The organism is Prescottella equi, from assembly GCF_020171745.1.
Classification (GTDB): Bacteria; Actinomycetota; Actinomycetes; order Mycobacteriales; family Mycobacteriaceae; genus Prescottella; species Prescottella equi_A.
Genome location: NZ_JAIVAH010000032.1, coordinates 1 through 14,405 on the forward strand (window position 1 = coordinate 1; position 14,405 = coordinate 14,405).

Sequence of the window (14,405 nt, forward strand, 5' to 3'; positions counted from 1 at the left end):
TCGTTGCAGACGGACGAAAGGATCGTGTCTCGTGGACCTCGAAACCGCTCTCACGACGACCCGGACGGTCCGCAAGCGCCTCGACTTCTCCCGGCCCGTGCCGCGCGAACTGATCGACGAGTGCCTGCGGCTGGCACTGCAGGCGCCCAACGGCTCCAATCGCCAACTGTGGCACTGGGTGATCGTCGACGATCCCACCGTCCGAGCACAGGTCGCCGACCTCTACCGCGAGGGTCTCGCCGAGGCGATGACGCGGACGAACATGCGCAATCCCGATCCCGCGCAGTCCGGCCGGATCCGGCCGTCCGTCGAGTACCTCGGCGAACACCTGCACGAGGTCCCGGCTCTCGCCATCCCGGTACTGAAGGACGATGCCCGCGGGATGGAGGTCTTCATGCAGGCCAGCCGCTGGGGCTCCGTCATCCCCGCGGTGTGGAGTTTCATGCTCGCGCTGCGGGCCCGCGGGCTCGGCTCGGCGTGGACGACCGTGCACCTGTTGCGCGAGCGTGAGATTGCCGACCTGCTCGGCATCCCGGACGGCTACACCCAGGTGGGCCTGTTCCCCGTCGCATACACGCTCGGCACCGACTTCAAGCCCGCGTCGCGTCGCCCCGTCGACGAGGTGCGTAGCTGGAACCGCTTCGTCGAGGTGCCGTCGGCCGGCTAACTGAACCCCATCACCTCGTCGCCCCAGGCCACGCGCATCGCGTGATCGGGATCCGGGACGAGGCTGTCGTGCCCGTCGATCAGCAGGGTCGACCGGGTCTCCTCGCTGTACGGCGCCCAGTGCTTGGAGCCGTCGAGCGCGGCCGGGACACCGTGCCGGGTGAACGCGAGCCAGCGGCGCTGCACACGACCGGACACCTCGACCGCGCTCTTGCGACCGCCCAACCAGAAGGTGGGGTCCGGATTGAGTGTTCCGAAATTGCCGAACACGTACGGCAATTCGGTCGCGTGCGCGGCGCCGACCCGCGCCGCCTTGAGCAGCGGGGTGGCGTGATCGAACCGGTACACCCACGTCGGCGAGTGCCGGCTGTGCGCGTCGGCCACCCACAGCGCGGGCATCCGGAAGGCCGCGTCACGCGAAATTGCGAGCACGCCACGCGGTTTGGCACTGTCCGGGTAGGCGGCGACGATCTCGGCGAGCCGCAGCGGCGAGAGCCCCGGATTGTCCTCGGCGAGACCGGCGAACATCTGCTGCACCGCCTCCGCGCTGACCGGCAGCAGCGGTGAGCGCATGAACTTGAAGATCGACGCCTCGTCCTTGTTCGACCCGATGATGAGCGGGATCCGATGCGAATACCCCTTCTGGAACGCCGCGACCGGGTAGTGCGGAACCAGATCGCGATCGACCACCGGCGCCATCGCGAGCGTGCCCGGCACCTTCGTCGGCACCTCGTTCACGAGCAGGTCGCCGGCCTTCACCAACTGTTCGACCGGCAGCGCGGCGAGGTCGCCGATCCGGTCCGCGGGCAGGTCCAGGATCTCGAGGAACCGGGCCGCGACCGACGCGGCACGCTCGGCGCCGTACACCGATGTCGACGGCGGGCTCTGCGCGATCGCGCGGTGGAACAGCCCCTCCGCGCGTGGCACCGTCATCAGCGTCGTGATGGATCCGCCGCCCGACGATTCACCGAACACCGTCACCTCGCCGGGGTCACCGCCGAACGCCGCGATGTTGTCGCGCACCCACTCGAGCGCCGCGATCTGGTCCCGCAGGCCGAGATTCGACTCGAACGTCCGGTCCGCGGTCGAGAACGACGACAGATCGAGGAACCCGAGCGTCCCGAGCCGGTAGTTGAACGTGACCAGGACGACGTCGCCCCGCTCGGCGAGCAACCGGCCGTCGTAGATCGACTGCGCGGACGAGCCCAGGCAGTACGCGCCGCCGTGGATCCACACCATCACCGGGCGGGGCGTGCCGTCCGGGCGCGGCGCCCACACGTTGATCGTCAGGCAGTCCTCGTCGATACGCATCGACGGGTCGAGGGGCACCGAGGTGTCGTGGCCCTGGGGTGCCATCGCCCCGAACGCGGCCGCGTCGAGCACGTCGGGCCAGCCTTCCGGCGACACCGGGCTGCGGAACCGTAGATCTCCGATCGGCGGGGCCGCGTAGGGAATCCCCTTCCAGGCGAAAACCGAACCGTCGGCATACCCGCGGACCGGGCCGGACCGGGTCTCGACCACCAGGCTTCCCGGCGCCTGCGCCGAGGCGATCTCCACTGCTTCCATCGCGCGGCCCTCCTCACCGTCGGCAGGCCATCGAGCGGGCCTGTCGACCGACTGCCAAGGTACCAATCCTCCGGTGCTAAGGTCGGCTCGTTCACTGACACGGGGTGCTCCGCACGGGCGGGGCTGAGATCACACCCGGGAACCTGCATCAGGTAATGCTGACGAAGGGATGTCACGGCGATGACCACGCCTGTCCACGACACATCTGTCCATTCCGCCGCCTCCGACGGCGCGCGTTTCACCGATCTGCTCTGGGACCGCACCACGGTCCTGCGCGCCGCGATCGACGACATGGAGTTCCTGCGCCGACTCGGCGACGGCACGCTGCCGCTCGACGTGTTCCGCACGTACATCGAGCAGGATTCGCTCTACCTCGCCGAATACGCCAAGGCCCTGGCGCTGCTGGCGGCGAAGGCACCGGATCCGCAGACCGCCGCCTTCTGGGCGACGTCGGCCGCGACGGCCGCCGTCGTCGAGACCGAACTGCACGAGGGCCTCCTGAGCAGCGGCGCACTGCCCGAGCAGACGGGTGCGCCCGAGCACTCGCCGGCCTGCCTGGGGTACGTGTCCTATCTGACCGCAACCGCGTCCACCGAGTCGTACCCGGTGGCGGCCGCGGCGGTCCTGCCGTGCTTCTGGATCTACGCCGAGGTGGGACGCCGCCTGGCCGCCGACGCCCACGAGGTGCTCGCCGCCGACCCGTCCCACCCCTACGCGCAGTGGGTCACCACGTACGACGACCCGGCGTTCCACGAGTCCGTGGCAACCGCCCGCCGTCTGGTCGACGCGGCCGCCGATGCCGCGACCGCGGAGCAGCGCGAGGCCATGGTCCGCGCGTTCGTCGTCGCGACCCGGTACGAGTTCATGTTCTGGGACACCGCCCTGAACCCGCAGCCCTGGCCCGCGTCGTGACGTCGGTGTCGCGGCTGCGCCGCGTCCTGGCCACGTCGGCGATCGTTGCGTCCGCGATGAGCATCCTCACCGGGTGCGGGAGTTCCGACAGTTCCGGGGACACCATCCGGTTCGCGCTCGACTGGACGCCGAACACCAACCACACCGGGCTGTACGTCGCGCTGCAGGAGGGCTTCTTCGCGGACGCGGGCCTGAACGTCGAAGTGCTGCCGTACAACAACACGTCACCGGACACTCTCGTCGACGCCGGCAACGCCGAGTTCGGCACCAGTTTCCAGGATGCGGCCACGTTCTCCCGCGCCGCGGGCGCGCAGACCGTCTCCGTCCTCGCACCGCTGCAGCACTGGGCGACGGGCATCGGGGTCAAGGCCGATCGCGCCGACCTCGCGAGCCCCAAGGACCTCGACGGCAAGACCTACGCCGGCTTCGGCGACCCCGGCGAGAAGGAGACTCTCCGCCAGGTGATCCGGAACGACGGCGGCACAGGCAATTTCGAGACGGTCGTGCTGGGCACCTCCGCTTACGAGGCGGTGTACGGCGGGCAGGCCGACTTCACGGTGTCCTACTTCGCGTGGGAGGGCATCGAGGCGGCTCGGCGCGGCACCCCGATGCGCTACTTCCACTACACCGACTTCGGGTTCCCGGACGCCTACGCGATCGTCGTGAACGGCAACGAGAAGTGGCTCGCCGAGCACCCCGAGCAGGCGCGCAAGTTCGTGCAGGCGCTGCAGCGCGGCTACCAGGTGGCCGCCGACGATCCGGACCGCGGCGCCAAGGCGCTGATCGATGCCAACCCGGGCGTGTTCAGCGACGAGGAGTTGGTCGTCGAGAGCCAGCGGATGCTGGCGGCGGACTACATGAAGGACGCCTCGGGACGCGTCGGGACGCAGACGCGGGAGCAGTGGGCGGGCTACTCCGGGTTCCTGTACGAGCACGGGCTGCTGGCCGGCCCCGACGGCAAACCGCTGACCGCCGAACCGGATTGGTCGACCTACTTCACCGATGAGTACCTCGCGACTCCGTAGACGCGACGCGACGACCACCGCCGGCCCGGTACGCCGACTGCTGCCGGCGGTGGTCGTCGCGATCGCGCTCGTCGCCGCCTGGCAGGTCTACGTGGCGGCCAGCGGGATCCGCCCGCAGGTGCTGCCGTCGCCGGGACGCGTGCTCGAGCAGGGCTGGGCGCACCGCGACGACATCGCCGTGCACGCCTGGGCGACGCTGCAGGTGACGCTGATCGGGTTCGCGGTGTCGCTGGTCGTGGCGTGGATACTCGCGATCCTCGTCGACTTCTCCCCCTGGCTGCGAAGAGCTTTCGTGCCGCTGTTCGTGGTGTCGCAGACCCTGCCGATCATCGCGATCGCACCGCTGATGATCATCTGGTTCGGTTTCGGCCTACTGCCCAAGGTGCTGGTGATCGCCCTCGCGACGTTCTTCCCGATGGCGATCGGACTGATCGAGGGGTTCGCGTCGGCCGACCGCGAGGCCGGCGCGCTGCTGCGCAGCATGGGCGCCTCGCGGTGGCAGCAGTTCCGGTACGTGCGGCTGCCGTCGGCCCTCCCCCGCTTCTTCACGGCGCTGCGCATCGGCGTGACCTACGCGGTCGTCGGCGCCGTGTTCGCCGAGTACGTCGGCGCGAGCAAGGGACTCGGCATCTACATGAGCGTGCAGAAGAACTCGTTCCGCACCGACCTGGTGCTCGCAGCCGTCGTGGTGACCGCGGCGATCAGCGTCGCGCTGTACCTGTGCACGTTCGCGATCGAACGGGTCGTCGCGCCCTGGATCCAGCAGCCCGGCCGGGAGGACCGTCGTGGGTGAGTCTCCGGTCGTCGAACTGTCCGCCGTCACCAAGTCGTTCGGCAACAGACAGGTGCTCGACGGCATCGATCTCGCGGTGCGTCCGGGCGAGTTCGTGTCGGTGATCGGTCCGAGCGGGTGCGGCAAGAGCACCGTGTTCGGGATCGTCGCCGGTCTCGACTCCCCGGACTCCGGATCGGTGTCGGCACCCACGTGCGCGCACATGCCCCAGAAGGACCTGTTGTTCCCGTGGCGGTCGGTGCTCGACAACACCACGCTCGGGCTCGAGGTCCAGCGGATCCCGAAGCAGCAGGCCCGCGCCCGAGCGGCGGAACTGTTCCCGCGATTCGGACTCGCGGGCTTCGAGGACGCGCGGCCGCATCAGCTGTCGGGCGGCATGCGGCAGCGCGCCGCGTTGCTGCGCACCGTGGTCCAGGACCGCTCCGTCCTGCTGCTGGACGAGCCGTTCGGGGCACTGGACTCGCTCACCCGCACCGAGATGCAGACCTGGCTGCAGGACGTGTGGCAGCAGTATCGCTGGACCGTCCTGATGATCACCCACGACGTCCGGGAGGCGGTGTTCCTGTCCGACCGGGTGATCGTGCTGTCCGCCCGCCCCGCGGCGGTGCGCCGTGAGGTGGTCGTGGATCTGCCGCGTCCGCGGGAACTGCCGATCGTGACGTCGCCGGAGTTCGCCGCGATCGAGCGCGAACTCATCGAGGTCCTGCACGAGGAGTCCCGGCGGGCACTCGCGGAGCAGGAGTCCGCCGACTGATCGGGTACCGAACGGTCCCCACCTTCGCCTGACAAAATCTCTTGCTATCAAGGGAACTGGTCGGTTCATGCGCAATCGAGATGTCTGACGCAAAACCCTCGACGGATCGAGACTTCCTCGTTACTCTTCTGTTATGGCGCACGGATGAGGCACCGCCTCCCGCGCCGATTCTCACCTTCATATTCCGGGTGTTCCCACCCGACAGGAAGTTCACGATGACGAAACGCGCTCTGCTCACCGCCCTCGCCACGTTCGCCGCACTCGCGCCGGCATTGGCGCTCGCCCCCACCGCATCGGCGGCGACCGCGACGGGCACGGTCTCGAACGGCATCGGCTGGACGGCCAAGCCGGATGCCGGACCGTCGAACCCGATGGCGAACCAGGAGTACTGCACGCTCGGCGCGGTCGGCACCGACACACTCGGCAACAAGATCGCGATCTCCGCGGGGCACTGCGTGTCGGCGGCCGCGGGCGGTGCGACCGAGTACCCGGACGGGTCGACGGTGTACCGCTTCGGTCCGTCCGGCACGGGCGATCCGATCGGCACCATCGCGTACCGCAACCCGAGCATCGACTACGTGGTGATCCGGCTGAACCCGGACGCGGTCCTCTCGTCGAACGGTCCGGAGGCCCGGATCGACAGCATCGGGCCGTCGAACCCCGACGGCATGCTGTGCAAGGCCGGGGTGCGGACGGGCCTCACCTGCGGGCCGATCTACGGGCAGGAGGCGATGCGGATCAACTCGTTCGTCACCGCCAACGGCGGCGACTCGGGCGGGCCCGCGTTCGTCAACGGCTCACAGCTGGTGGGCATGACCCGGGGCCCGTTCGAGTTCATCGACATCGGCGCGGTCCTGGGCAGCATCGAAGCCCAGGCGAACCCGGTCGGCAAGGGCTTCACCGTCACCGACAACTGATCCGCCGAACGAATACTTGAAACACCACGCGCCCCGCCGCCGGGAAACCGGCAGCGGGGCGCGTGTGTGCGGTACGGCCTACTTGCCGGCGATGTTCATCGCGGCGATGTGGCTGAACAGCATGGAGGTGCCGATCGGGTTGCCGCCACCCGGGTAGGTGGTGCCGCTCGGGGCCGCCATGGTGTTGCCGGCCGCGTACAGACCCGCGATCGGGTTGCCCGAGGTGTCGAGCACGCGCGCCGCGGTGTCGGTGCGCAGACCGCCCTTGGTGCCGAGGTCGGAGATGCCGAACGCAGCAGCGTGGAACGGACCCTGCTCGATCGAGATGAGCGCCGGGCCGCCGCCGGTGAAGGCACGGTCGTACGCCTCCTCGCCGCGACCGAAGTCCTCGTCGACGTCGTTGGCCGCCATCGCATTGAAGCGCTCGACGGTCGCCAGCAGGTTGTCGGCCGGGATGCCGATCTTCGCGGCCAGCTCCTCGAGGGTGTCGGCCGTGTGCCACAGACCGGCGTCGACGTACTTCTCGGTCTCGACCATCGAGACGTTGGTGGCCGCGATCGGCGGGCGCGGACCCTGCTTGTCGTCGTAGATCATCCAGTACGGCAGCGTGACCGAGCCGTCCTCCATGCCCGCGATGATGTCGCGGCCGAGGCGGTCGTAGGGCGCGTACTCGTTGACGAAGCGCTTGCCGTCCTGGTTGACGAAGATGCCGCCGGTGAAGCACAGCGCGAACGCCGAGCGTCCGTCCGGATGCGTCAGACCGGGCGACCACCACGCCTCGCCCATCAGGTCGGTGTCGGCGCCGACGGCGATACCGGCCTGGTGCGCCTGGCCGATGTTGCCCCACGGACCCATGGTGTCGCGGGCGGCACCCGGGACGCCGTACTTCTGGCGCAGCTCGTCGTTGCCCTCGAAGCCACCGGCCGCCAGGATGACACCCTTGCGGGCGCGGATCGCGACCTTCTCGCCGTCACGCTCGACGATGGCACCGGCGACGGCGCCGTCCTCGACGACCAGCTCGACGAGCGGGCTGTTGAGGTTCAGCTTGGCGTTCGGGTAGTTGCCGAGCGCCTTGAGGAAACGACCGATCAGCGCGCGGCCACCGATCAGCATCTCGGGCAGGTCCGCACCGATGCGGTCGAAGTCCAGCGGACCGCGAACCAGCTTGTGCAGCTCACCGACCTCGGAGATCGGCAGCGGCGTCGGCATCGTGTGGCGCTGGCCGTCGTTGCGAGCCTTGGTCACCTTGCCGTAGTAGTCGGGCCACGGCAGCATCTCGAACTTGAGGTTCTCGTCCTGCTCGAGGTACTCGACCAGCGGTGCGCCGCCGCGGACGTAGGTGTCCTGCAGCTCGCGCGGGGTACGGTCGCCGACAACCGCGTGGTAGTACTCGAGCGCGTCCTCGATCGTGTCGTCGGTGCCGGCACGCAGCAGCACCGGGTTGCACGGGAACCAGAACCCGCCACCACCGGAGTACGCGGTGGTACCACCGAACTTGTCCGTCGCCTCGACCAGGATCACGTCCAGGCCCTCGCGAGCCGCGGTGTATGCGCCGGTAACGCCACCGGCGCCCGACCCGGCCACCAACACGTCACATTCTTCGTTCCAGTTGACCATCGTTCAGCCTTTCCCGGCGCAGCCGGATTGGGTTCTCCGCCTTGTCGATGCGGAAGTTGGTTGGGGCCTGCGGCCCCGAGGGAGTGCGACCGGATCAGCCGATCGGGCGCACGGGGTTCGATCCGTCCCAGGTGCGGGCCTGCTCGATGCCGTAGGCGAGCATCTCGCGCATGCCGGCGCTCTGGATGTACTCGAAGACGACGCCCGGTTGGGCGGGCGAGTGCACGTACGCGACCCGGGTTCCGGGTCCCTCGGCCGTGAAGAGTTCGGCGAGCCCGCGGCTGCGGGCATCGGCGAGGGAAGCGTCGAGATCGTCGGTGATCCATGCGATGTGATGGGGGCCGACGAGTGGTTCTCCGGCGTCGTTCGCGTACGGCGAGGGCGTCGACGACGTGATCTGCATGAGCTCGATCTGGAGGTCGCCGGTGTAGCCCATCGCGACGTCCATGCTCACAACGGTGTCGGCGCCCGCGTAGCGCCCGTTCAGCGTCACGCCGCGGAACACGGTCCACGGCCCGACGCGGGCGTGCGTCACCCAGTGGTCGATGGCGGCGTCGAGGTCCGCCACGACATAACCCATCTGAACTGCGGGTTCGGGGACCTCGCGACTCATGCACACCTCCAACGGCATTCGACGTGGTGTGTGATGGTAGCCACCCCTACCGGGTGTGATTCAAGTTGTTGTCCCACTCAGAGGACGCATGCGTCACAGCCGTGCACTGGGCGCTCGAAGCGCCGTCAGCGACCCGATCCGCCGCAGGCCCAGCCGAGCCCGGCGAGCTCCTGCGCCCGGGACAGGACGTCGTCGAGCATCTTCTCGGTGAGCCTTCCGGTGAAGGTGTTCTGCTGGCTCGGGTGGTAGCAGCCGATCACGTTGATCGGCTTGCCGTCCGCAGTGCTGAGCACCGCGACTTCCCCGTGCCCGAACTTGGGCTTCGGGGTGGGGACGGTCCCGCCGGCTCGTCGCACGGCGCCGAGCGTCGCGTCCCATCCGAACGAACCGAGTGCGACGACGGCCCGCGCGAACGGCAGCAGGCGCGCGAACTCGGCATCGAGCCAGCCCGCACAGCAGTCCCGCTCTTCGGTACTCGGCTTGTTCTCCGGCGGCGCGCACCTTACCGCCGAGAGCATCCGCACGCCGAACAGTTTCTGCCCATCCCCGGCGTACTCGACCTCTGCATTCATCGCCAGGCCGGCACGGTGGAGGGCGCGGAACAGCCAGTCGCCCGCCTGGTCACCGGTGAACATCCGGCCGGTGCGGTTACCCCCGTTCGCGGCGGGCGCGAGGCCCATGATCAGCAGCTTCGAGAAGTCGGCGCCGAATCCGGTGACGGGCCGGCCCCAGTACGGCTGATCCGCGAACGAGGCCCGCTTGGTCTCGGCCGCCTGCTCGCGCCAGTCCACCAGCCGCGGGCACGCCCGGCACACGCTGATCCGGGCGTCGATCTCGAGGAGGTTCTTCGCGTCGGCGGCCATCGCGACGACGTCCGCCGCCGACCGGGCCACGGGGGTCTGCGCGTCCGCCGGGTCGCCGGGCCACCCGGAGCCGGGCGGCACCGGGGACGCGAACAGCTCCCCCGTGCCGGGGTGCGGTAGCAACTCGCCGGTCATCGGTTCCGCGCACTCGTAGGCATGCGTCAATTCAACCCGATCGGCACGACACGACCCAGTCGGGTGCGGACGAGCGGGGCGCGGACGCGGACAATCGGCGACATGACTGTGCACCCCGTCGACCCAGCCCTCCTCGAGGCGGCGCGCGCCGCGCGGAAGGTCGTCGTGTTCAGCGGCGCCGGCATGTCCGCCGAGAGCGGCATACCGACATTTCGTGACGCCCAGACCGGACTGTGGGAACGGTTCTCCCCCGAGCAGCTCGCGAGCCCCGAGGGCTGGGAGCGGGACAGCGGACTCGTATGGGCGTGGTACCAGTGGCGGACCGGACTGGTGCGCCGGGTCGAGCCGAACGCCGGCCACCGCGCCGTGGCCGAGTGGGCCCGGCACACCGACGTCCAGATCGTCACCCAGAACGTCGACGACCTGCACGAGCGGGCCGGCAGCGAGGTGACCGCGCATCTGCACGGCAGCCTCTTCTCCCCGCGCTGCAGCGAGTGCGACGCCCCGCACCCGTCGGACGGCGGCCTCGACGTCGAGCCCACCGGCCCGGTGACACCACCCGCGTGCACGCACTGCGGAGGTCCGGTGCGCCCCGGCGCGGTGTGGTTCGGCGAGTCACTGCCCATGGACGCCTGGGAGCGGGCCGAGAAGGCCGTCGACGAATGCGACCTCATGGTGGTCGTCGGCACGTCGGGTGTGGTGTATCCGGCGGCGGGACTGCCGCTGCGCGCGGTCGAGTCGGGTGCCACCGTCGTCGAGATCAACCCGCACGCGACGGATCTGAGCCCGCACCTTCAGCATTCGTGGCGCACCACGGCCGCTGCGGGACTCCCGGCGCTCGTCCAATAAATCAGTGGAAACACTTGTCGCGCCACCCCGCGTAGACCCGCATGGATGCCATAGGCTCCGGCCGTGGCTCCCCAACTTGTATCCGTGATCCTCCCGGCCTACAACGCTGTCGATCTCATCGACGAACAGCTCGACGCCCTGGCCGCCCAGGACTACACGGGCGACTTCGAGGTGGTGGTCAGCGACAACGGGTCGACCGACGGGCTTGCGGGTCATCTCGCGGATCATCCGTTGACGTCTCGATTGAAGCTGCGATACGTCGACAGCTCAGACGGTCAAGGTACGGCGTACGCACGAAACGCCGGAATCGCGGCCACTGATGGCGACTTCCTCGCATTCTGCGATCAGGACGATCGTGTCCACCCAGGCTGGCTGACGGCGTTGACATGCGTGGCCGAGAGCTTCGATGCCGTAGGCGGCCCGGTCGAAACCGCATCGATCAACACACCGGAGGTCGCGTCGTGGCGGATCATGCCAGCGCCCGACGAGCGGTTCGGCGCCTCCGACTTCCTGCCGTACGCGATCGGCTGCAACTTCGGAGCCTGGCGGTCGAGCCTGGAGAAGGTCGATGGATTCGACGAGTCCTTCAGAGGCGGCGGGGAGGACGTCGCGGTGTCATGGCGACTGCAGCTCGCCGGGCTGACACTCGGGCACGCACCGGATGCGTTGGTGGCGTATCGTTTCCGCGACACCTACCGTGGAACCTGGAAGCAGATGTCCGCGTACGGGCGGACCTCCGTGCAGGTTTACCTCACGTTCCGTGAGTACGGACAGCAGCGCGGATCGCTGAAGAACTTGGGTCTGACCCTGCTGGGAGTCGCGCTCCTCAACCCGCTGGTCCCCCGATTCATCGCACGCGTCCCACGGGGCATGTGGGTCGCGCAGACTGCGTTCCTAACGGGAAAGCTCAGGGCCTCTTGGAAGAATCGAGTGTTCTATGTCTGACGCCTCAGCCCTCCGAACACCGACGATGGTCTCGGTCGTCATACCGGCGTACAACGCACTGGACCTGATCGATGTGCAGTTGACGGCCCTCGCCGCTCAGGACTACGAAGGACCGTTCGAGGTGATCGTCAGCGACAACGGCGCAAACGACGGGCTGGCGGACCACTTGCGCGAACACCCGCTGCGGTCCGCGTTGCAGCTGCGCTGCGTCGACAGCTCGGACCGATCGGGCTCGTCGCACGCCCGCAACGTCGGCGTCGCTGTTGCACGGGGAGACCTGCTCGCGTTCTGCGATCACGACGACCGCGTGCACAGCGGCTGGCTCACGGCTCTCGTACACGCCGCCGCGCAACACGAATCTGTCTCGGGCGCCGTCGAGACGGAATCGATCAACGATCCAGAGGTCGTTTCCTGGCGGCCGATGCCGGATCAGACCAAGCCATGTGAGACCCCCGGCTACTTTCCGATCGCTTACGGCTGCAGCTTCGCCGTGTGGGCCGACGTCTTCGACGCGGTCGGCGGCTTCGACGACGCCTTCGATAACGGGCAGGACAAGGACATCTCCTGGCGCATCCAACTGGCCGGATACGATCTCGGCTACGCACCCGACGCAGTTGTCGCCTATCGGCTGCGTAGTACGTATGCCGGGCTGTGGCGCCAGATGCGCGCCTACGGCGAGGGCGACGTGAAGCTCTACGCGACGCACCGCAAGTTCGGCCAGCCGCGCCCGAGCGCACTCGTCCCGGCCAACCTCCTCGCTGGCATCATTCTCCTCAATCCGTTGGTGCCGAAAAGGATTCGGCGAATCTCCACCGGGCACTGGTTGATGCACGTCGGTGGGCTCTGGGGCCGGATCCGCGGCAGCATCCGCTATCGCGTGTTCTACATCTGACAGGAAGACGGAATCCGATCACGGAAAACGCACCGCCCGACAGAACCTACGAGCAGATAGGTCAGCGCACAATGGATTCCCGCACGCCGGCACTGGTGTCGGTCATCATCCCGACCTACAACGCGCGCAACATCATCGACGTGCAACTGACGGCCCTGGCAGAACAGGACTATGCCGGCGCCTTCGAGGTCGTCGTGAGCGACAACGGGTCCAGCGACGGGCTCGCAGAGCACCTCGAGAACCACCCGCTCCTTGCGGTGCTGAAACTGCGACGTATCGACTCCGCCGCGGTGAAGGGCGCACCGCACGCACGCAATGCCGGCGCTGCCGCGGCGGACGGCGACTTCCTCGCCTTCTGCGACGCCGACGACCGTGTCCACCCGGGCTGGCTCTCGGCCCTGGTGAGGTCTGCCCGCGAGTTCGACGCGGTGAGCGGCCCGGTGGAGACCTCGACACTGAACACGCCGGAGGTGGCTTCGTGGCGTCCGGTCCAACCGCCGGACCAGCGGGAGGAGACCGAAGGTTTCCTGCCGTTCGGGCTGTCAGGCAATCTCGGGCTGTGGCGCAGCGCATTCGACATCACCGGCGGGTTCGACGAATCACTCACAGTCGGTGAGGACGTCGACTTCACCTGGCGCCTGCAACTTGCCGGACTCACCCTCGGACACGAGCCCGCCGCGATGGTGGCCTACCGTCTGCGCGACAACTATCGCGCCCTGTGGCGGCAGTCGTTCGCCTACGGCATGGCCGGTCCCGAGCTCTACCGCCACTACCGGTGGTACGGGCTGCGGCCCACGAAGCCGTTGCCGCTCTTCCTGTTCGCGGTGGCGCTGATCGTGCGGTGCCCGCTGGTGCCGACCTTCCTCAGTCGGCTGTCGACCGGTGGTTGGATCTACTACGCCGCGTTTGCGGCCGGACGCATCCGCGGAAGCATCAAATACCGCACCTACTTCGTGTGACCGTGGTCAGAGGAAGTAAGTGCGGTGCTGGACACTGCCGCGTACGCGCCCGACCAGACGGCCGGCATAGATGAACCACTGCCCTCTCGACAGACGGGTCAGAGATCTCGGCAACAACGGGTTCCGAAGGATCAACAGTAGGAGCACCACTGGGAAGGCGACGACGTTGCGGGCATACCCGTGGTCCCGGTACTGCTTGAACAGTCGGGGATCCGTCTCGCCGTAGGTCCTGCTGTGGTCCCACAGCTCCCGGAGAGTGGTGCGCACCCGGTATGCCACGAGAGCATCCGGGGCATGACCGAGGGTCCCGCCGGCCAACTGGACGCGCCACGAGAAGTCCACATCCTCACCAGCGGAGGTGTACGACTCGTCCCACCCGCCTGCGGCGTCGTAGGCGTCGCGCCACACCGCGCAAGAGCAACCGTTGGCGAACGGCAGGAATCCTGGGAAGGAGAATCCCCGTTCGGCGGGTTGCATGAGCATCCGGTCGGCGACCTTGGGGCTGTTCAGCGACGTGTTCTCGAGCGCGCCGCTGACTATGTCGTACCGCGCCGCGGCCGCCACCAGGGCCGACACCCAGCCCGGGTGGACACGATCGTCGGCATCGCAGAAGGCGAGCAGGTCACCGTCGGCCGCCGCCACGGCGATGTTGCGTGCGTGCGACGCGCACTGGACCTCGTGCGCCGGCACGCATCGCAGGCGGAGCCGATCCCGGAGGGGATGCTCCTCCAGATACCCGGCGAGACCGTCCGTCGAGGCGTTGTCTCCGACGACGACCTCCATCGGACCGGCGTAGTCCTGCCCGGCGAGCGCCTCGAGCTGGGTGTCGATCACGTGCCGCGCGTTGTAGGCCGGTATCACCACCGACACCAACTTCGGTGTCCTCGTTGGCATCGTGG

General features: G+C 68.5%; 15 protein-coding genes and 1 riboswitch. Of the genes, 10 read left to right on the top strand and 5 right to left on the bottom strand.

Annotated features, from left to right (window positions below):
- Positions 1–31: 31 nt before the first annotated feature.
- Positions 32–667, top strand: a complete 636-nt coding sequence (locus LCL87_RS24260) for a nitroreductase family protein (protein WP_225024011.1) — start codon at positions 32–34, stop codon at positions 665–667.
- On the opposite strand, the gene LCL87_RS24265 is transcribed toward LCL87_RS24260, so the two are convergent.
- A complete protein-coding gene (locus tag LCL87_RS24265) occupies positions 664–2,232 on the bottom strand; it encodes a carboxylesterase/lipase family protein (protein WP_225024012.1) in 1,569 nt (522 codons plus the stop codon). The genes LCL87_RS24260 and LCL87_RS24265 overlap by 4 nt on opposite strands.
- Before the next feature lie 90 nt (positions 2,233–2,322).
- Positions 2,323–2,419, top strand: a riboswitch (TPP riboswitch).
- On the opposite strand from LCL87_RS24265, the gene LCL87_RS24270 reads away from it, so the two are divergent.
- From LCL87_RS24270 to LCL87_RS24290, 5 genes are all read left to right on the top strand, one after another.
- Positions 2,413–3,144, top strand: a complete 732-nt coding sequence (locus LCL87_RS24270) for a TenA family protein (RefSeq protein ID WP_225024013.1) — start codon at positions 2,413–2,415, stop codon at positions 3,142–3,144. (Overlaps the previous riboswitch by 7 nt.)
- Positions 3,141–4,169, top strand: a complete 1,029-nt coding sequence (locus LCL87_RS24275) for an ABC transporter substrate-binding protein (protein WP_225024014.1) — start codon at positions 3,141–3,143, stop codon at positions 4,167–4,169. Before LCL87_RS24270 ends, LCL87_RS24275 begins: the two co-directional genes overlap by 4 nt.
- Positions 4,147–4,962: an ABC transporter permease gene (locus LCL87_RS24280; RefSeq protein WP_225024015.1), complete on the top strand. Its 816-nt coding sequence runs from the start codon at positions 4,147–4,149 to the stop codon at positions 4,960–4,962. The genes LCL87_RS24275 and LCL87_RS24280 overlap by 23 nt, the downstream gene beginning before the upstream one ends.
- Complete coding sequence (locus LCL87_RS24285) at positions 4,955–5,716, top strand: ABC transporter ATP-binding protein (protein WP_225024016.1); 762 nt, start codon at positions 4,955–4,957, stop codon at positions 5,714–5,716. The genes LCL87_RS24280 and LCL87_RS24285 overlap by 8 nt, the downstream gene beginning before the upstream one ends.
- Positions 5,717–5,931: 215 nt before the next feature.
- Positions 5,932–6,633, top strand: a complete 702-nt coding sequence (locus LCL87_RS24290; RefSeq protein WP_225024017.1) for a chymotrypsin family serine protease — start codon at positions 5,932–5,934, stop codon at positions 6,631–6,633.
- Positions 6,634–6,711: 78 nt separating this feature from the next.
- On the opposite strand, the gene LCL87_RS24295 is transcribed toward LCL87_RS24290, so the two are convergent.
- The 3 genes from LCL87_RS24295 to LCL87_RS24305 all read right to left on the bottom strand — a co-directional run bounded on the left by LCL87_RS24295 (position 6,712) and on the right by LCL87_RS24305 (position 9,861).
- Positions 6,712–8,250 (bottom strand): FAD-binding protein, encoded by a 1,539-nt coding sequence (locus LCL87_RS24295; RefSeq protein ID WP_225024018.1) that lies wholly within the window; start codon positions 8,248–8,250, stop codon positions 6,712–6,714.
- Between the two features lie 94 nt (positions 8,251–8,344).
- Positions 8,345–8,863, bottom strand: a complete 519-nt coding sequence (locus LCL87_RS24300; protein ID WP_225024019.1) for a VOC family protein — start codon at positions 8,861–8,863, stop codon at positions 8,345–8,347.
- A gap of 125 nt (positions 8,864–8,988) precedes the next feature.
- Complete coding sequence (locus tag LCL87_RS24305) at positions 8,989–9,861, bottom strand: uracil-DNA glycosylase (protein ID WP_225024020.1); 873 nt, start codon at positions 9,859–9,861, stop codon at positions 8,989–8,991.
- A 102-nt stretch (positions 9,862–9,963) separates the two neighbouring features.
- Between LCL87_RS24305 and LCL87_RS24310 the strand changes: the two genes are divergently transcribed.
- The 4 genes from LCL87_RS24310 to LCL87_RS24325 all read left to right on the top strand — a co-directional run bounded on the left by LCL87_RS24310 (position 9,964) and on the right by LCL87_RS24325 (position 13,506).
- The gene (locus LCL87_RS24310) at positions 9,964–10,710 is read left to right on the top strand and encodes an SIR2 family NAD-dependent protein deacylase (RefSeq protein WP_225024021.1); all 747 of its coding nucleotides are present in this window, start codon (positions 9,964–9,966) and stop codon (positions 10,708–10,710) included.
- Positions 10,711–10,773: 63 nt separating this feature from the next.
- Positions 10,774–11,655, top strand: a complete 882-nt coding sequence (locus tag LCL87_RS24315; RefSeq protein ID WP_225024022.1) for a glycosyltransferase family 2 protein — start codon at positions 10,774–10,776, stop codon at positions 11,653–11,655.
- Positions 11,656–11,680: 25 nt separating this feature from the next.
- Positions 11,681–12,547, top strand: coding sequence for a glycosyltransferase (locus LCL87_RS24320; RefSeq protein ID WP_225024023.1), 867 nt, complete (start codon positions 11,681–11,683; stop codon positions 12,545–12,547).
- A gap of 71 nt (positions 12,548–12,618) precedes the next feature.
- On the top strand, positions 12,619–13,506 hold the full coding sequence (locus tag LCL87_RS24325; RefSeq protein ID WP_225024024.1) for a glycosyltransferase: 888 nt from the start codon (positions 12,619–12,621) through the stop codon (positions 13,504–13,506).
- A gap of 6 nt (positions 13,507–13,512) precedes the next feature.
- Here the strand turns inward: LCL87_RS24325 and LCL87_RS24330 are convergent, their stop codons facing one another.
- On the bottom strand, positions 13,513–14,400 hold the full coding sequence (locus LCL87_RS24330) for a glycosyltransferase (RefSeq protein ID WP_225024025.1): 888 nt from the start codon (positions 14,398–14,400) through the stop codon (positions 13,513–13,515).
- Positions 14,401–14,405 lie beyond the last annotated feature (5 nt).